Origin of the sequence: Mesorhizobium sp. M0174, assembly GCF_040322275.1 — a bacterium.
In the GTDB taxonomy this organism is placed as follows: Bacteria; Pseudomonadota; Alphaproteobacteria; order Rhizobiales; family Rhizobiaceae; genus Mesorhizobium.
In genome coordinates this window covers 76,671-95,451 of sequence record NZ_JAMYTB010000017.1, presented here as the reverse complement: position 1 = coordinate 95,451, position 18,781 = coordinate 76,671, and the positions used below count along the sequence as shown (strand labels likewise).

Here is an 18,781-nt window from a genome sequence, read left to right as displayed (position 1 = left end):
ATCACCGAACACTCTCTCCACGGCATCAACACCTCCCGGCAAAAACCGAAAAGTGTTACCTATGTGTCCGGTACAAATCGTCACCTATGTCTCGGGCCGCTCAACAGCGGCTTAGCTGTTTTTGTTCCCGACACAGCCACCATCCGCCGCAGTTCTGACCAATCGCGCTATGCGCTCAGGCGAAATCGCGTGACATCGATGGCCGCGGCCATCAGTGTCTGTGTGTAGGTTGCCTGCGGATTACTGAAGATCGCCTCGGCCGGTCCCTCCTCGACGATCTTGCCCTGTTTCATGACGATGATGTAGTCGGCCATGGCGCGCACGACGGCGAGGTCGTGGCTGATGAACAGATAGGACAGCTCGTGGTCGGCCTGCAGCTTGCGCAGCAATTCGACGATCTGCTTCTGCACGGAGCGGTCCAGCGCCGAGGTCGGCTCGTCCAGCACCACCACTTTAGGCTTGAGTATCATGGCGCGCGCAATGGCGATGCGCTGCCGCTGGCCGCCGGAGAATTCGTGCGGATAGCGGTTGCGCGTGTTCGGGTCGAGCCCGACTTCTAGCAATGCATCGACCGCGCGGAGATCGCGCTGCCTGCCCGACAGATTGGGCTCGTGGACCAGCAGCCCCTCGGTGATTATCTGGCCGACGGTCATGCGTGGCGACAGCGAGCCGAATGGATCCTGGAAGACGAGCTGTAATTCGCGCCGCAGCGGCCGCATCGCCTGGCGATCGGCGTGGGAAATGTCGCGGTCGCCAAGCCGGATGATGCCGTCGCTGGGCAGGAGCCGCAGCAAGGCGCGGCCGAGCGTCGATTTTCCCGAGCCGGATTCGCCGACGATGCCGATCGTCTGGTTGCGCTTCAGCCGTATCGAAATGCGATCGACGGCGCGCAGCAGCAGCGGCTCGCCGCCAAGAAATCCGCCGCCGATCTTGAAGGTCACCTCGACGTTCCTGCCTTCAAGCAGGACAGGGGCATTCGGCGGCGGCGGCGCCTTGGTGCCGGTCGGTTCGGCGGCAAGCAGCATCTTGGTGTAGGCGTGCTGCGGGTTGGCGAAGATCGCTTCCGCTTCGCCCTCCTCGACCACCTCGCCATAGCGCATCACATAGACCCGATCGGCAAAGCGCCGGACGATGCCGAGGTCGTGGGTGATGAAGACGATCGCCATGCCGAGCTTGCGCTGCAATTCGGCGAGCAGCATGAGGATCTGTGCCTGGATGGTGACGTCGAGCGCGGTCGTCGGCTCGTCGGCGATCAATATGTCGGGGTCGTTGGCCAGCGCCATGGCGATCATGACGCGCTGGCGCTGACCGCCCGACAACTCGTGCGGATAGGATTTCATCCGCCGCTCCGGATCGGGAATATGGACCAGCCGCAGCAGCTTGAGCGCCTCCTCGCGCGCCGCCGCGGCGCCCAGCCCGCGATGCTTGCGGATCGGCTCGATCAACTGGTTGCCGATCGAATAGAGCGGGTCGAGCGAAGTCATCGGCTCCTGGAAGATCATGCTGATCTTGCGGCCGCGGATCTTGTTGAGCTCGGGCTTGCTCAAGGTCAAAAGATTGCGGCCGCGATAATCGACGGTGCCGGTGGCCTCGCCGTTCGAGGCGAGCAGGCTCATCGCCGCCATCATCGTCTGGCTCTTGCCGGAACCGGATTCGCCGACGACGGCGACGGTCTCGCCTGATTTGACGTGGATATTGATGCCCTTCACCGCCTCCACCACACCGTCGAGGGTGCGGAAGCGGACCCGAAGGTCCTTGACGCTGAGGATGGTTTCGGAAGCAGCCATCTCTCAACGATCCTTCGGGTCGAGCGCGTCACGCAGGCCGTCGCCGACGAAATTCAACGCGAACAACGTCGAGACGAGAAAGAATGCCGGGAACAAAAGCAGCCAGTTGGCCGAGCCGATGTTCTGGGCGCCGACCGAGATCAGCACGCCCCAGCTTGTCATCGGCTCTTGGACGCCGAGCCCGAGGAACGACAGGAAGCTTTCCAGGATGATGACCTGCGGCACCAGCAGCGTCATGTAGATCACCACCGGCCCGAGCAAATTGGGGATGACGTGGCGCAGCAAAATGCCACGCTGTCCGACGCCCATCGCCTCCGCCGCCTGGACATATTCCTGCCGGCGGATCGACAGCGCCTGTCCGCGCACGATGCGCGCCATGTCGAGCCACAGCACCGCGCCGACGGCCAGGAACATTAGCACGAAGTTCCTGCCGAAAAACACCACCAGCATGATGACGAAGAAGATGAACGGCAAAGAATAGAGCACGTCGACGACACGCATCATCACCTCGTCGACCCTGCCGCCGGCAAGGCCGGCGGTGGCGCCGTAGAGCACGCCGATGACCACGGCCACAATGCCGGCAAGCAATCCGATGGCCAGCGATATGCGCCCGGCCATCAGCGTTCGCGATAGCAGATCGCGGCCGGTGTTGTCGGTGCCGAACAGGAAATATTGCTGCTTGATCGAGGCACTCATCACCATTTCGAGACCATCCGGCGATTTGCTCTCGATCTTTGTGTCATCAAAGGTATCGGAACGATCAAGGTAGCGAATGTTGCGGTCGTCGATCGGCTTGGACGATCTGACGGTAACGAACACACGGCTGCCCTCCTGCCGCCAATCCTTGATGTCGACGCGCATACGCCTGATCGCCTCATCGAGAGCGCCTTCGATCATGTCGGCCTGCGGATAGGCGGAGAAGCTCGGCGGCGTGCGCACATAGTCGGCATAGATGGTGGTATACTGGTGCGGCACGAAATAGGGCCCAAACACACTGATGACGGTGATGAAGGCAAGATAATACAGACTGAACATGGCCGCGCGATTGGCCTTGAGGCGCGCCCAGGCGTCACCCCACAGGGATCGGCCGACGACCGGTGCGGCAACTGCGATATCAGTCATAGCGCACCCTCGGATCGACGACACCATAGAGGACGTCGACGATCAGGTTGAAGACAATAGTGAAGAGCGCGATGACCACCACCGTTCCCATAACCAGAGTGTAGTCGCGGTTGAGCGCGGCAACGACAAAATGGCGGCCGATGCCCGGTATAGAGAAGATGGTCTCGACGATGATCGAGCCGGTGAGAAGGGCTGCAGCTGCCGGACCGGTAAAGGAGACGATCGGCAGGATGGCGCCGCGCAGCGCATGCTTGACGACGACTGACCAGTCGGACAGGCCGAGAGCGCGCGCGGTACGGATGTGATGCGAGTGCAGCGATTCGATCATCGAGCCGCGCATCAGGCGGGCAACGATTGCGATCTGCGGCAGAGCGAGCGTCAGTACCGGGCCGACCTTGTTGATAAGGGCTCCATCGCCCCAGCCACCGATCGGCAGCAGCTTCCAGGTCAATCCGAATACAAGCTGGATTACCGGGGCGATGACGAAGGTCGGAATGGTGCTGCCGGCGGTCGCCAGCGCGATCACCGAATAGTCGGCAAGCTTATTCTGGTTGAGCGCGGCAACAGTGCCGAGCACGCTGCCGAGGAGCAGCGCCAGAACGAGTGCCGAAGCGCCGAGTTGGATCGAGATCGGCAGGCCCTCCCTGAACAACTCGCCGACGGTAAAATCCGGCATGTTGTAGCTGGGACCGAAATTGCCGCGCAGAAGATTGCCCAGATAGTGGACGTACTGCAGCCAGAGCGGATCGTTGAGGCCGAACTGGGCTTCGAGATTGGCCCTGATCTCGGGGCTCAGACCCCGCTCCTGGTTGAACGGGCCGCCCGGCGCGACACGTATCAGGAAGAACGCCATGGTCACGATGACGAACAGCGTCGGAATGGCGGTCAGAAGCCGCCGGAATACGTAACGCAGCATCGGTGCCCCGCTTGATCCAGAGCAGCGCGCGTCCGGCTGGACGATTGCGCTCTAGCCTTCAAATCTTCGCACCGACATTATCGAAAATCGATTCCGGTTTCCGGGCCGATGCGATGGCAAACCAGCACCGCCGCGCATTGAGTTGCGCGGCGGCCTGGCTAAGGGATCAGTCCTTGCTGATGAAGCGGGACGGATGGATGTCCATCACATTGTCGTCGAAGCCATGCAGCTTCGAGGAAACGATATCGTGGTAGCTATAGTAGAGAAGCGGGATCTCGCCGACGTCGTCGACGAGGATGCGCTCGGCTTCGGCGAGTTTCTTCATACGCTCTTCGGGCTTGCCGCCCGCGGCGGCCGCCTCGTCCATGGCTGCCTCGAATTTCGGACTGTTGTAAACCGAATAGTTGTTGCCGCTGGCCTTGCGAGAGATGCCGAGAAAGGTTTCCGGATCCTTGTAGTCGGCGATCCAGGCGGCACGCGCCACGTCATAATCACCCTTCTGCTCGAGGAAGGAGTAGTGGGTCTTGGTGTCGGTGTTGAGCAGCGTGACCTCGACGCCGAGCGGCTTCAGCTGTTCCTGGATGGCGACAGCGGTGTTCTTGTGGTTCTCCGAAGTGTTGTAGCGGATCTGCATCTTCAGCGGATGCTCGGGCGTATAGCCGAGCTTCTCCAGGATTTTCTTGGCTTCGTCTTCGCGGTCGATCTGCGGCATGTCGGCGTATTTTGCCAGAGCCGGCGTGTAGCCTTCGATGCCCGGAGGTACCATCGAATAGCCGGGCAGCATCGAATTCTGCCAGACTTTTTCGGCCAGGAAGTCGCGATCGATCGCCATAGAGATGGCGTTGCGCAGTTCGACATTGTCCCACGGCGCCTTGTCGGTCTTGATCGCATAATAGTAGATGCCGAGATATGGCCCGACGCGGACCTGGTCGCCGAATTTGGCCTTGAGATCTGCGAGCTGTTCGGTCGGCAGGTCACCATAACTGTCGAGTTCGCCGGCCTCGAAGCGCTTCATCGCTGACGAGCGATCCTCGGTCGGGATGTAGTTGACCACGTCGAACTTGACGCTCGCGGCATCCCAGAATTTCGGATTCTTGACCAGCTTCAGATGGTCGTTGGGAATCCACTCCGCCGCTGTAAAGGCCCCGTTGGAGACCAGCTTGCCTGCCTTGATCCAGTCGGCGCCAAGCTTTTCGATGGACGCCTTGTTAACCGGATAGGTCGCCTGATGGGTCAGCATCTCCAGGAAGTAAGGCGTTGGCGCCTTGAGCGTGACTTCGAGAGTATTTGCGTCAATCGCCTTAACGCCCATATCCTCCGGCTTACCCTTCTTGGTGTTGACTTCCTCGGCACCCTTCACTGGATAGAGCATGGAAGCGTATTCCGCAGCGGTGGCCGGATCTTCCAGCCGACGGAACGAATAAACGAAGTCGTCCGCCGTCACCGGGCTGCCATCCGACCAGAGGCCGTCCTTGCGCAGCTTGAAGGTGTAGACAGTGCCGTCGTCGGACACCGTCCAGCTTTCGGCGGCGCCCGGAATGAGATTCGTCTTCTGATCATGCATGACGAGGCCCTGGAACAGGTCGCGTATGATATCGGCTTCGTAGACCGTCGAGGTCTTGTGCGGATCGAGCGTCTCCGCTTCGGCGGCGGCTCCGCGGTTGTAGACGGTCTCGGCGAAAGCCGGCGTGTAGAACGTACCGGCGGCCAAGACCATGGTCGTGGCGAGTACCGTCGCCTTCAGCACATGTTTCAACATGGAGTTCTCCCTAATGACGTCGCCCTTCAGCCACGTCTCTAAGCGTTGACGCCCCGAAACCGATTGGCTGGTTCCTTTCGAGCGCGCAGCCGGTTCCCTTTCCGGCAGCTGGTGACCAAACAGTAACGTGGAGATTTTTTATTTCAACAGTCTCTCGGGGTCACCCAAAGTAAGGCGCCGGGACAGTCGTCTTGCGAACGGCCAATTAAGGATCGAAACCATGGGCTTGGCTGCGTTTCATCGCCCTGAAAACGCCCGTCCGCGGGAGATAATCTGGCGGATCATTTCAGTTTGCGGGAATGTCTTAATTGGTTCTTAGTCAACCATGGGTTACATATTTGGACGGGTTCGGCACATCCCTCTTAAGTTCCGTGGACAAGGGCAATGGATAAGACAGACAGTAAAACTGTCTCATTAGCGGCAAAAAACACACGTCGAATAAGGACAAATCTACGCAGAATTGGAGATGAGTCCGGAACTTCCGCGATCGAATTTGCCCTGCTTTCACCGGTTTTCATCCTGCTCTTGCTCGGAATGGTTGCATATGGTATCTATTTTGGTGCAAGCAACTCCTTGCAGCAGATCGCCGCCGATGCCGCCCGCACTGCGATTGCCGGATTGAACCAAACCGAGCGCCAGGCGCTGGTGGCGAGTTTCGTCAAAAACAATGCCAGTGGATACCCGTTCGTCGATTCCGGCAAGCTGACCTATCAGGCGACGGACAGCACGGCCGACGGAAATCAGTTCGTCGTGTCGATCCAGTACGATGCCAGCAACCTGCCGATCTGGAACCTGTTACCAAGCCTTGCGATGCCGCAAACCACGATCACACGCAGGTCGACCATCAGGATTGGAGGCATTTGAATGTCGCAGTTCTTGCTGAGGGGCATCGGCCGGATCGCTCGCTCGATGGTTGGCGACGAGAAGGCGAACTTTGCCGTCATGACCGCGCTCATAGCGCCATTCGCCCTGGGGCTTGCGGCCTTCGCCGTCGACGAAGGTTCGATCTACACGGAGCGCAGGGAAGCCCAGGCGATGACGGATCTGGCGGCGATCACCGCGGCGTCGAACATCAACAATATGGAAGCCGCGGCAGTAACCACGCTCAGTGACAACCGAATGCCCGGCATCATTGTTCAAAAGCCAGGTCAGACAATCGTCCCCACGGCTGGGAAAACCGTCGTGTCCGTCACCGGCGGTCGATACTCAGCGGCTTCCTCCGTTGGTGTCGACAAGCGCTTCGAAGCCGGTAAAACGCCGTACAACGCCGTTCGCGTCACCCTGCACAAAATCCCCGCCCGGTATTTCGCCAGTTCGCTCATCCCTACTCCGGTTATCGGCACCGAAGCCATTGCCAGCGTGACCCCGCAAGCGATGTTCTCGGTCGGGTCAAGGCTCCTCAGCGTCAATGGCGGCATCCTTAACGCGCTTCTAAGCAAGTTGCTGGGCGGCAACATCTCGCTCAGCGTCATGGACTACAACGCGCTGATCTCGGCCGACGTCAACGTGCTTTCGTTCGTCGATGCCCTTGCCGTGCAGTTGCAACTGACAGGTGTCAGCTATTCCGACGTGCTGGCGTCAAAAGCGACGGTAGGCCAGATCGCGACCGCCATGGCCAATGCGTCCGGGTCGGGCAGCGCCAGCAAACTTGTGCTGCAGACGATCGCGTCAAGGGCCACGAACACGGTCAAGATACCCCTCAGTCATCTTATCGATCTTGGCCCGATCGGTAAGCTCGGCCTCGGACAAAAGTCTCCCGGCTTTTCCGTCGACGCAAGCGCGATGGGCATGCTGGGTGCCGCCGCCTCGCTGGCCAATGGCTCAAACCAGGTCCAGGTCGATCTCGGCGCCACTATTCCGGGACTTACCTCCACTACGCTCGCCATCGCCATCGGTGAACCGTTGCAATATTCACCCTGGCTGGCCGTAGGTGAAAAAGGCACCGTGGTGCGCACCGCGCAGACACGAATCAAGCTGGTCACCACAGTCGGCATCGGCAATTCCAATCTCGGCGGCGGCATCAGTCTGCTGTCCGTCAATCTGCCTCTGCATGTCGAAGTCGCCTATGCGGAAGCCAAGCTGACTGACATCAGCTGCCCGACGGGCCGGCCGGACAGCACCAAGGTCTCGATCGCCGCGCAGCCAGGCGTGGCCTCGCTGCACCTTGCCGCCAGCGACGCCGACAACAATCCATCGGCCTTCGCCGATTTCAGCAATCCGCAATCGTTCTCCGACACCACGATTGCCCAGGTAAGCGTGAAGCTTCTGCTGCTTACCCTCAATCTGCTCGATGTGAAGGGTTCTTCATCACTTGCCATCACCAACAACGATCCGACCACATTGACCTTCGACAGCACCGATATCGCCAACAAGACGATAAAAACTGTCGCCACAAAAAACCTGACGCAATCACTCACGACATCGCTGGTCAGCGGCCTCTCGCTCTCCGTCAATGCACTGGGCCTCGGGCTGGACGTGACGGCCCTGCTCGGAACGGTTAAGCCGGCGGTGGTAACGGTTCTGAACGGCGTGACGGCGCCGGTCGACGCACTGGTCTACAACGTGCTTGCGGCTGTCGGCGTGCATGTCGGCGAGGCCGATGTGCGGGTTGTCGGCGCGACTTGCGGGCGCTCCGTACTCGTTCAATGAGATGGAGATCAGCCGATCCGGCCGAGAAAGCAGCCTAGCGGCGGCAGCGACAGAGTTCCTTCCTGCAAGACGCCGGTAGTACTGCCAAGATCTATCGGCTCTATCACATCCAGATCCGGCGGCAATTGCCAGCCGGCCGGCTCGTTGGCGAAATTGAGGACACACAGCAGCTTTTCGTCACCGCCTTCGCGAATGAAAGCAAGGACGTCGCCTTCGGCATCGAGGAACCGGATCGAGCCTCGAACCAGCGCCGGATGCTGCTTGCGCAAGGCCAGCATCGCCCGGTAGCTCGCCAGGACGGAGGTTTGCTCGCCATTCTGGACGTCGACCGCCCGGGCGCGATGGCTTGCCGGGACCGGAAGCCACGGCTTGCCGGTTGAAAAGCCGGCATTGTCGGCGACAGCCTCCCAGACCATCGGCGTTCGGCACCCGTCCCGCCCCTTGATTGCCGGCCAGAAGCGGATGCCGAAGGGATCGCGCAAATCCTCGAACGCCAGTTCGGCCTCCTCCAGCCCGAGTTCTTCGCCCTGGTAAAGGCAGATCGATCCGCGCAAGCAGGAAAGCAGCACGATCGAGAATTTCGCCACCCTGTCCGGATCGCCGCCCGGCCTTGTCCATCGACTGACATGGCGCACGACATCGTGGTTGGAGAACGCCCAGCAAACCCAGCCGTCGAACACCTTACTCTCGAAGGCCTCGACACAGCCACGCACATGCGACGCCGAGAATTGCGGGCCGAGCAGATCGAACGTGTAGGACATTTGGAGCTTGTCGCCACCGCCGGTATAGGCGGCGAGTGTCTGCAAGGAACGAGTTTCGTCGCCAATCTCGCCGACAGCGACGCGGCCTTCATACTCGTCAAGCAAGGCCCGGAAGCGCTTGAGAAAAGTAAGGTTTTCCGGCTGGCTCTTGTCGAACAGATGCTCCTGATAGAGATAGGGGCTGGTTGCCGTATTGGAGCCGGCGACGCTTTCTGCCAAAGGCGGGTTGCTGCGCAGCCAGCGGTCGTGGACGTAATAGTTGACCGTATCCAGCCGGAAACCGTCGACGCCGCGCTCGAGCCAGAACCGCACCGTTTCCAGCAAGGCGTCCTGCACCTGCGGGTTGTGGAAATTCAGGTCCGGCTGCGAGGCGAGGAAATTGTGCAGGTAATATTGCCTGCGCGTAGCATCCCACTCCCAGGCGGGTCCGCCGAAGAGCGACAGCCAATTATTGGGGGCGGTGCCGTCGGGCTTCGCATCGGCCCAGACGTACCAGTCGGCCTTGGAGTTGTCGCGGCTCGTGCGGCTTTCGACGAACCATTCGTGCCGATCCGATGAGTGCGACAGGACCTGGTCGATGATCACCTTCAGGCCCAACCGGTGTGCCTCGGCAACCAGCGCGTCGAAGTCCTCTGATGTGCCGAACATCGGATCGACGGCGCAGTAATCCGAAACGTCGTAACCCATATCGGCCATTGGTGACTTGAAGAAAGGCGACAGCCAGACCGCGTCGACACCGAGCGATGCGACATGGGCCAGCCTCGAGGTGATGCCGCTGAGATCGCCGCTGCCGTCGCCTGTCGTGTCCTGGAAGGAGCGCGGGTAGATCTGGTAGATGACGCAGCCGCGCCACCATTCGGCATTGTCAGCCATCATGGCTTCCCCCTGCGCCCGCCCGCGCTGTCCTGCTTTCGAGGATGAACATGACCGTTCGCCCAGGCACCGGCCGTGAGATGTCGCCAGTATCCGGTTCGATGGCTGGGCGCCAATGAAAACCCGCCCGTTCCGGCAGCGTGAACACGCAGGCTCGGCGGTCGCCGTTGATGACCACCGCAAGGCGACTGTTCTCATTGCCACCGAGCACCATGACCAGCCGATGTCGCCTAGGATCGTGCCAGGCTGCTTCATCGAGCGGCACGCCGGTTTCCGTCAGCCAGGCGACGTCAGGTAATTGCGAGCCGGCCGGCAGTTCTCCGGTCAGGAACCTGGTGTCCGAAAGCGCCGGCGCGGCACGACGCATCTTGGCGAGCAGAGCCGTGTACCGCTCTAGCGCCCGGTCGCGCCCGGACCAGTCGAGCCAGGTAATGTCATTGTCCTGCGCGTAAGCGTTGTTGTTGCCGCGCTGCGTGCGGCCGAACTCGTCTCCGGCCGTCAGCATGATCGTGCCGCGCGAGGCAAAGAGCGTCGCCAGCAGCGCGCACTGGTCATCGAAACGGGCCGTAACGATTGACTGGTCGTCGGTCTGACCCTCGACGCCATTGTTCCAGGACAGGTTGTCATCGTGACCATCGCGGTTCTGTTCGCCGTTGGCCTCGTTGTGCTTGTGCTCGTAGGCAACGATATCGGCCAGCGTCATGCCGTCATGCGCAGCGATGAAATTGAGGCTTCGGCTCGTTGTCTGGCCTGCTTTGGAAAAGACGTCGGACGAACCGGCAAGCCGCGTCGCCAGCGCACCGATCATGCCGCCGTCGCCGCGCCAGAAGCGGCGGATATCGTCACGGTATCTGTCGTTCCATTCTAGGAAGGGCGGCGGAAAATTGCCGAGTTGATAGCCATCCGGTCCGACATCCCAGGGCTCGGCGATCAGCACCCGGTCGCCAAGAACAGGGTCGTTGCGAATGGCGTTCAGCAGCGGCGCATCGGCGTCGAAAACGCCGTCGCCGCGGCCGAGGATCGGCGCCAGGTCGAAGCGGAATCCGTCGACGCCGGCGCACTGGACAAAATGGCGAAGCGTGTCGAGGACCATGTCCCGGACGACCGGATGGTCGCAGGCCACCGTATTGCCGGTTCCGGTGTCATTGACCAGAGCGCCGTCGGCCTCGTGCCGGTAGTAGGCGCGGCTGTCGAGGCCGCGCAGCGACAATGTCGGGCCGAGCCGGTCGCTTTCGCCGGTGTGATTGAACACCAGGTCGAGAATGGTGCCGATGCCGGCCTCGCGCAGCGCAGCGACCATTCCGCGCAACTCGGCCAGACCGCCGGGCGCCAGTCGCGGATCGAGCGCCATGAAGGTCACGGGATTATAACCCCAGGCGTTGCGCAGCCTGAGCGGCGGCAAATGCCGTTCGTCGATCGATGCCGTCACCGGCATCAACTCAACGGCTGCAACACCGAGGTTTTGCAGATGCTCTACAACAAGGGGGCGAGCGAGAGCTGCAATGGTGCCGCGCTGCTTCTCGGGAATGTCCTTATGCAGCTTTGTGAAGGCGCGTACCGGCACTTCATAGATTAGGCCGCCGGGCCGAAACAGCGGCGGCAAGGCGGGCAAGGGTTCCGGCAAGGCGCCGGCAACGGCCTTCGGCATCAGCGGCGCGGTATCAGCCCCCTCGCCCCGACGCGCGGCCAGTCGGCCGTCATAGGCATAAGGCCTGTCGATCTCGACGGCGTAGGGATCGGCCAGCAGCTTGTCGGGATCGAACCAAAGGCCCTGCTCCGGCGCGTAGTCGCCATCGGCACGGAGCCCGTAGCGGGTGCCGGCGGCGAGACCGGCAACAAAAAGCGCGTGCACGCCCTCGCCTTCCGACTGGAGTTGCAGCCGGTCGATTTCGCGGTTGCCGCGCTGGTCGAAGATCGAGACCCAGATGCGCCGAGCCGACGAGGACCATGCGGCGAAGCGGATGCCTTCTTGGGTGATTGTTGCGCCGAGTTGGCTCATACGGCGTCTCCTTCTCCCCTTGTGGGAGAAGGTGGATCGGCGCGCAGCGCCGAGACGGATGAGGGGTGCTGGAAGAAACGAGGCATGGGCGATTTGTGCAAAGGTGTGCGCCAAGCTGGAACACCCCTCATCCGACCGAGCTTCGCTCGGCCACCTTCTCCCACAAGGGGAGAAGGGGGAGCCTCGCAACGCAGGCCGAACTCAGACGGACGGCTGTCAACCAAAGTCACGTAATCACGCTCGGCTTGGCGCGACCGGTATGGCTGCGAATCCCGGCGATATCGTCGGCCGCCGCAATCAGGTCGGCAAGCGCCTCCTGGGTGTCGAGATCGTGGCGGTTCTTGTCCGGCTCGTAGCGCTCGACATAAAGCCGCAATGTCGCGCCCGAGGTGCCGGTGCCGGACAGGCGGAAGACGACGCGTGAGCCACCTTCGAACAACACCCTGATGCCCTGGTTCTTGCTGACCGAGCCGTCGACCGGATCGTGATAGGCGAAATCATCGGCGCTGGCGATCGTCATGCCGCGCACGCTGGTGCCAGGCAGCGAGCCGAGCTTGGCGCGCAGTTCGTCGACAAGCGCGTTGGCACGGTCGGTCTCGACCTCCTCGTAATCGTGGCGCGAATAGTAATTGCGGCCGTAGGCTGCCCAATGCTGGGTGACGATCTGCTTGGCGCTTTCGCCGCGCACGGCAAGGATGTTGAGCCACAAAAGCACGGCCCACAGGCCGTCCTTTTCGCGTACATGGTTGGAGCCGGTCCCCGCACTCTCCTCGCCGCAGATCGTCGCCATGCCGGCGTCGAGCAGATTGCCGAAAAACTTCCAGCCGGTCGGCGTTTCATAGATGCCGATGCCGAGCTTTTCGGCGACGCGGTCGGCAGCACCGCTGGTCGGCATCGAACGGGCTATGCCTTTCAGCCCGGCCTTGTAGCCCGGCGCCAGATGGGCGTTGGCGGCGAGCATCGCCAGCGAATCCGACGGGGTGATGAAAATGCCCTTGCCGATGATCAGGTTGCGGTCGCCATCGCCATCAGAGGCAGCGCCAAAGTCGGGCGCATCCGGGCCCATCATCTCGTCGTAGAGGTGTTTTGCATGCACCAGATTGGGATCGGGATGGTGGCCGCCGAAATCCGGCAGCGGAATGAAATTGCGGGCGGTGCCGTTCGGCGCGCCGAGCCGGTTTTCGAGGATCTCCTTGGCGTAGGGGCCTGTCACCGCATGCATGGCGTCGAAGCGCATGCGGAAGCCCGATTTGAACAGCGCCCGCAACGCCTTGAAATCGAACAGGCTTTCCATCAGATCGGCATAGTCGGCAACCGGATCGATGATTTCGACGGTCATGTCAGCCGCCTTGACCGTGCCGATCGTGTCGATGTCGACCGGCCCCATATCGGCGATCTTGAAGCTTGAAATCGCCTTGGTTTTTTCGAAGATTGCGTCGGTCAGCTTTTCCGGCGCCGGGCCGCCGTTGCCGGCATTGTACTTGATCCCGAAATCCTCATGTGGGCCACCCGGATTGTGGCTGGCCGACAGGATGATGCCGCCGAAGGTCTTGTATTTGCGGATTACATGCGAAGCGGCCGGCGTCGACAAGATGCCGCCCTGCCCGACCATCACCTTACCGAAGCCGTTTGCCGCGGCCATGGCGATGGCCTTCTGGATGACCTCGCGGTTATAAAAGCGGCCGTCGCCGCCGATCACCAGGGTTTTGCCATCGAATCCATCCAGCGCGTCGAAGATCGACTGGATGAAGTTCTCGGCATAGTGCTCCTGCTGGAACACCGGGACTTTCTTGCGCAGCCCGGAGGTGCCGGGTTTCTGGTCGGGATAGGGTTTGGTGGCGACGGTGCGGATCATCAGTCAGGCAGCCCTTTTCGAAAGCAGCAAGCGATAGAGTTGAACATATTTTTCGGCGCTTTTGTCCCACGAAACGTCGGCCTTCATGCCTTGCCGCTGCATCGACGTCCACACCGCGGGATTGGCATGCGCCTCGACAAGGCGGCGGACGGCGTGCAGCAAGGCGCCGGCATTGGCGGGCACGAATTGGAAGCCGGTCGCCACGCCGGCAGAGATGGCGGCTTCGTTGGCATCGATCACTGTGTCGGCAAGGCCGCCGGTGCGCGCGACGACCGGCACGCAGCCATAGCGCAGGCCGTAAAGTTGCGTCAGCCCGCAAGGTTCGAAGCGCGACGGGATGATGATGGCGTCGCAGCCGCCCTGCATGGTGTGGGAGAGCCCCTCGTCATAGCCGACGACGACGCCGATGCGGCCACGATGGCGGGCTGCGGCGGCAAGCAACGTGCCTTCCAGCCCAGCGTCGCCAGACCCAAGGATTGCCAGCCGTGCACCTGCCGCGACGATGCCGTCGACGGCAGCAGCCAATATGTCCATGCCCTTTTGCCAGGTCAGCCGGCTGACGACGCAGACGATCGGGCTGTCATCGCGATCGAGGCTGAACCGGTCCTCGACCGCGGCCTTGTTGGGCATTCGCGCCTTAAGCGTCTTTGCCGTGTAGTTGGAGACCAGATGCTTGTCGGTTTCCGGGTTCCATATCTCGGTATCGATGCCGTTGACGATGCCATGGAGATCGACGGAGCGCATGTTGATCAGGCCGTCGAGGCCCATGCCGAATTCGGGCAAACGGATTTCCTGCGCATAGGTCGGGCTGACCGTGGTGATCGCCCAGGCGGCCTGCAGGCCGGCCTTGAGGAAGCCGACGCCGCCGTAATATTCGACGCCGTCGAGCGCCATCGCCGCCGCCGGCAGGCCAAGCTCGCCAAAGATGCTGGCGCCGAACTGGCCCTGGAAGGCGAGATTGTGCACGGTTATCATCGACGGCGTGCCGACCGCCTTGCCGTAGCGCATGTAGGCGAGCGTCATTGCCGACTGCCAGTCATGGGCATGGACGATATCGGGCAGGTAGCCCGAGATGGAGCCCCCGGCGATGTCGCCGCCTACCTGGCTCAAGGCAGCGAACCGCCGCCAATTGTCCGGCCAGTCGGCGCCGGTCGCGTTGCCGTATGGACCGCCGGGGCGGTCGAAAAGATGCGGCGCGTCGAGCACGAACAGGTCGAGGCCGGCGATCTGGACGGCGTGCACCGACGCCTTGCCGCCCTGCAGCAGCGGATATTGTTGAACCGCCTTCTTTTTCTTGAAGGCGCCCATCACCTGCGGGTAGCCGGGGACGAGCGTGCGCATGGTGACGCCCTTGCCGGCCAATGCCATGGGCAAGGCGCCGGTTACGTCGGCGAGCCCTCCGGTCTTGACCAGCGGAAAGATCTCGGGCGCCACCGACAGAACCTGCATGCACTACGATCCCAGCCTGTTGATCATGTCCTGCGTGACCAGGCAGATGCCTTTTTCCGAAACGCGGAAACGCTTGGCGTCGAGGACGGGATCCTCGCCCACCACCAGCCCCTCCGGAATCCTGACGCCGTGATCGATGACTACGCGCTTCAGCCTGGCGTTGCGGCCGACATGGACGTCCGGCAGCATGACGACCTCCTCCAATGTCGAATAGGAATTGATGCGCGCGCCGGTGAAGATCAGGCTTCGCTTCAGCGAAGCGCCCGAAACGATGCAATCGCCCGACACGAGAGACGACACGGCCGACCCGCGGCGGCCATCCTCATCATGCACGAACTTTGCCGGCGGCTTCAACTCGGCATAAGTCCAGATCGGCCAGTCGCGGTCGTAGAGGTCGAGTTCCGGCGTGATGTCGGTCAGGTCGATATTGGCCTCCCAATAGGCGTCGACCGTTCCGACGTCGCGCCAATAGGCCTCGTTCTCGGCGGTCGAGCGCACGCAGGATTTGGCGAAGCGATGGGCGATCGCCTTTCCGTGCTCGACGATGTAGGGGATGATGTCCTTGCCGAAGTCGCGGCTCGAGCCGGGCTCTGCCGCATCGCGACGCAACTGCTCCATCAGGAACTTGGTCTTGAACACATAGATGCCCATCGAGGCCAGCGCAAAATCCGGCTTGTCGGGAATGCCCGGCGGATCGGCGGGCTTTTCGATGAAGGAGATGATGGTGTCCTTGGGATCGACATGCATGACGCCGAAGCCGGTAGCTTCCATGCGTGGCACTTCGAGGCAGCCGACGGTGACGTCGGCGCCGGCCTCGACATGTTGGCGCAGCATCATTTCGTAGTCCATCTTGTAGACGTGGTCGCCGGCCAGGATGACCATGTATTCCGGCCCATAGGCCTCGATGATGTCGATGTTCTGGTAAACGGCGTCGGCGGTGCCCTCGTACCATTGCGTTTCCGACACACGCTGGCTGGCCGGCAGGATGTCGAAGCTCTCGTTGCGCTCGGGCCGCAGGAAGTTCCAACCGCGCTGCAGATGGCGGATCAGCGAATGCGCCTTGTATTGGGTGGCGACGCCGAGGCGGCGGATACCGGAATTGAGCGCATTGGAGAGCGCGAAATCGATGATGCGGGTCTTGCCGCCGAAATAGACCGCCGGCTTGGCACGGCGGTCGGTCAGTTCCTTGAGCCGGCTGCCACGGCCGCCGGCCAGCACATAAGCCATGGCGTCGCGTGCCAGCGGCTGGGTTCGTTTTATTTCAGCCATTCTTATCCTCCCAGGTTAGATACTCCAGACATAGCTTAGTCTGGGACGAATTCGAGCATGATTGTCGACAGCGGCGGCAAAAGCATCGTCGCCGAAATGCCTCCTCCTTCCGCCTGAGCCTCGACGCCGCCGCTATTGCCCATGCCGGAACCGCCATAGTCCGTGGCATCGGTGTTGATGATCTCGCGCCATTTTCCGGCCTGCGGCAACGGCACGCGGTAATTGTCGCGCGGCACCGGCGTGAAGTTGGAAATGACGGCGACCGGGTTGCCGCCCGGCGCGCTGCGCAGCCAGGCAAAGACCGAGTTCGCGCTGTCGTCGACGATCAGCCAGGAAAAGCCCTCCGGCTCGCAGTCGCGGGCATGCAGCGCCGGGCGCGAGCGGTAGAGATAGTTGAGGTCGCGCACCGTCTGCCAGACGCCACGGTGGAGCCGGAAATCGAGCAGGTTCCAGTCGAGCGCGCGCGCCTCGCTCCACTCGCGGGGCTGCGCGAACTCCTGGCCCATGAACAACAGCTTCTTGCCGGGATAACCCCACATGAAGGCGTAATAGGCGCGCAGCGTCGCGAATTTCTGCCAGTCGTCACCGGCCATCTTGTTGAGCAGCGTGCCCTTGCCGTGCACCACCTCGTCGTGGGACAGCGGCAGCACGAAATTCTCGCTGAAGGCGTAGACCAGGCCGAAGGTGATGTCGTTGTGGTGATGCTTGCGGAAGATCGGCTCCTTGGAAAAATACTCCAGAGTGTCGTGCATGAAACCCATGTTCCACTTGAAGCCGAAGCCCAGCCCGCCTTCATGCACCGGCTGCGAGACTTTCGGCCACGAGGTCGATTCCTCGGCGATGGTCATCACGCCCGGATGGTGGCCGTAGACCTCCTTGTTCATACGCTGCAGGAAGCTGACCGCCTCGAGGTTTTCGCGCCCGCCCTTCTCGTTGGGGATCCATTCGCCGGCCTTGCGCGAATAATCGAGATAAAGCATCGAGGCGACCGCATCGACGCGCAGTCCGTCGACGTGATATTTCTCGGCCCAGAACAGCGCATTGTTGACCAGGAACGAAATCACTTCGCGGCGCCCGAAATTATAGATCGCTGTGTTCCAGTCGGGATGGAAGCCCTTGCGCGGGTCGGCATGCTCATAGAGCGCGGTGCCGTCGAACTTTGCCAGACCGTGTTCGTCAACCGGGAAATGCGCCGGCACCCAGTCGAGGATGACGCCGATGCCGGCACGGTGGGCGCCGTCGACGAAGCGGGCAAAACCGTCCGGATCGCCAAAGCGGGCAGTCGGCGCATAAAGACCCGTCGTCTGGTAGCCCCAGGACGGGTCATAAGGGTGTTCGGAGATCGGCATGAATTCGATGTGGGTAAAACCGGTCTCGACCACGTAAGGGATCAGCCTGTCGGCGAGCTCATCCCACGACAGAAAGCTGCCGTCGTCGTGAAGCCGCCATGACCCGGCATGGACCTCGTAGATCGATACGGCTTCGCGCCTGTGGTCGGCATTGCGCCAGTAGTTCCGGTGCGCTTCGTCGCCCCATTCATGCGCCGGCGGCAAAGCCGTCACCGAGGCGGTGGCCGGGCGCAGTTCGGACTTGAAGGCGAACGGATCGGCTTTGAGCGGCAATCTCACGCCCTCTGGCCCGATGATTTCGTACTTATACGGGCGGCCAGCGCCGATGTCGGGAATGAATAGCTCCCAGATGCCGGTGTCGCGGCGGACGCGCATGGTATGCCTGCGGCCGTCCCACTCGTTGAAGTCGCCGACCACCGAGACACGCCTTGCATTGGGCGCCCACACCGCAAAATGTACGCCCGATGCACCTTCATGGTCGATGAGATGGGCGCCGAGCTTGTCGAACAGCCTGAGATGCGATCCTTCGGCGATATAGTAATCGTCTAGCGGACCGAGCACGGGGCCGAAGGAATATGGATCGGTCAGCCACCAGTCACCGCCTGCGTTCCTGGCGTGGTAGCGCAGCGGCTGGCGTTTGCGCAGCGACAGTTTGCCTTCGAAGAAACCGCGATCGTCACGCCTCGACAGCTCGCCAGCCTTCTTGCCGGTCAGCGTATAGGCAGTGACGGACTCGGCATGAGGAACAAAGCAACGGGCGACAAATCCCTTCCCTGCCTCATGCACGCCGAGCACGGCAAACGGGTCGCCGTGCGTGCCCGCGACAATCGCCGCGACATCGCTGGTTTGCGCCAGTCCGTCCGGCCCGCTTGTCGCAACGGTCGCGCGCGGCTTGCTCATCAGGCAGTGATCCTCCCCGGGCACCAAGTGTATGTTTCTAGTAGAGTTTTGAATTCGACATTCGCATGCCGCCTGACCCTCCAAAGGATGCGA

The 18,781-nt window shown here is 61.8% G+C and carries 12 protein-coding genes; 2 read left to right on the top strand and 10 right to left on the bottom strand.

Going from position 1 to position 18,781, the window contains the following annotated elements:
- Window positions 1-167: 167 nt before the first annotated feature.
- From NKJ13_RS24800 to NKJ13_RS24785, 4 genes are all read right to left on the bottom strand, one after another.
- Window positions 168-1,787 (bottom strand): ABC transporter ATP-binding protein, encoded by a 1,620-nt coding sequence (locus NKJ13_RS24800; protein WP_254819906.1) that lies wholly within the window; start codon window positions 1,785-1,787, stop codon window positions 168-170.
- A gap of 3 nt (window positions 1,788-1,790) precedes the next feature.
- Entirely contained in the window at window positions 1,791-2,909 is a 1,119-nt protein-coding gene (locus NKJ13_RS24795) for an ABC transporter permease (protein WP_254819905.1), read from the bottom strand.
- Window positions 2,902-3,825, bottom strand: coding sequence for an ABC transporter permease subunit (locus NKJ13_RS24790; protein WP_352507586.1), 924 nt, complete (start codon window positions 3,823-3,825; stop codon window positions 2,902-2,904). Before NKJ13_RS24790 ends, NKJ13_RS24795 begins: the two co-directional genes overlap by 8 nt.
- A gap of 166 nt (window positions 3,826-3,991) precedes the next feature.
- Entirely contained in the window at window positions 3,992-5,584 is a 1,593-nt protein-coding gene (locus NKJ13_RS24785; protein WP_352507585.1) for a peptide ABC transporter substrate-binding protein, read from the bottom strand.
- A 384-nt stretch (window positions 5,585-5,968) separates the two neighbouring features.
- On the opposite strand from NKJ13_RS24785, the gene NKJ13_RS24780 reads away from it, so the two are divergent.
- Window positions 5,969-6,448 (top strand): TadE/TadG family type IV pilus assembly protein, encoded by a 480-nt coding sequence (locus tag NKJ13_RS24780; protein WP_352738815.1) that lies wholly within the window; start codon window positions 5,969-5,971, stop codon window positions 6,446-6,448.
- 45 nt (window positions 6,449-6,493) lie between these two features.
- Window positions 6,494-8,233, top strand: a complete 1,740-nt coding sequence (locus NKJ13_RS24775; protein ID WP_352778710.1) for a pilus assembly protein TadG-related protein — start codon at window positions 6,494-6,496, stop codon at window positions 8,231-8,233.
- 8 nt (window positions 8,234-8,241) lie between these two features.
- Here the strand turns inward: NKJ13_RS24775 and bglA are convergent, their stop codons facing one another.
- The 6 genes from bglA to glgB form a co-directional block, all read right to left on the bottom strand.
- Window positions 8,242-9,870, bottom strand: a complete 1,629-nt coding sequence (gene bglA / locus NKJ13_RS24770; RefSeq protein WP_352738813.1) for a beta-galactosidase BglA — start codon at window positions 9,868-9,870, stop codon at window positions 8,242-8,244.
- The gene (glgX, locus tag NKJ13_RS24765; RefSeq protein WP_352778707.1) at window positions 9,860-11,866 is read right to left on the bottom strand and encodes a glycogen debranching protein GlgX; all 2,007 of its coding nucleotides are present in this window, start codon (window positions 11,864-11,866) and stop codon (window positions 9,860-9,862) included. The genes bglA and glgX overlap by 11 nt, the downstream gene beginning before the upstream one ends.
- 226 nt (window positions 11,867-12,092) lie before the next feature.
- Complete coding sequence (locus NKJ13_RS24760) at window positions 12,093-13,721, bottom strand: alpha-D-glucose phosphate-specific phosphoglucomutase (RefSeq protein ID WP_352738810.1); 1,629 nt, start codon at window positions 13,719-13,721, stop codon at window positions 12,093-12,095.
- 3 nt (window positions 13,722-13,724) lie between these two features.
- Window positions 13,725-15,170: a glycogen synthase GlgA gene (gene glgA / locus NKJ13_RS24755; protein WP_352738808.1), complete on the bottom strand. Its 1,446-nt coding sequence runs from the start codon at window positions 15,168-15,170 to the stop codon at window positions 13,725-13,727.
- Window positions 15,171-15,173: 3 nt separating this feature from the next.
- Window positions 15,174-16,439: a glucose-1-phosphate adenylyltransferase gene (gene glgC / locus NKJ13_RS24750; RefSeq protein WP_254819896.1), complete on the bottom strand. Its 1,266-nt coding sequence runs from the start codon at window positions 16,437-16,439 to the stop codon at window positions 15,174-15,176.
- 35 nt (window positions 16,440-16,474) lie between these two features.
- Entirely contained in the window at window positions 16,475-18,688 is a 2,214-nt protein-coding gene (gene glgB, locus NKJ13_RS24745; protein ID WP_352778705.1) for a 1,4-alpha-glucan branching protein GlgB, read from the bottom strand.
- Window positions 18,689-18,781 lie beyond the last annotated feature (93 nt).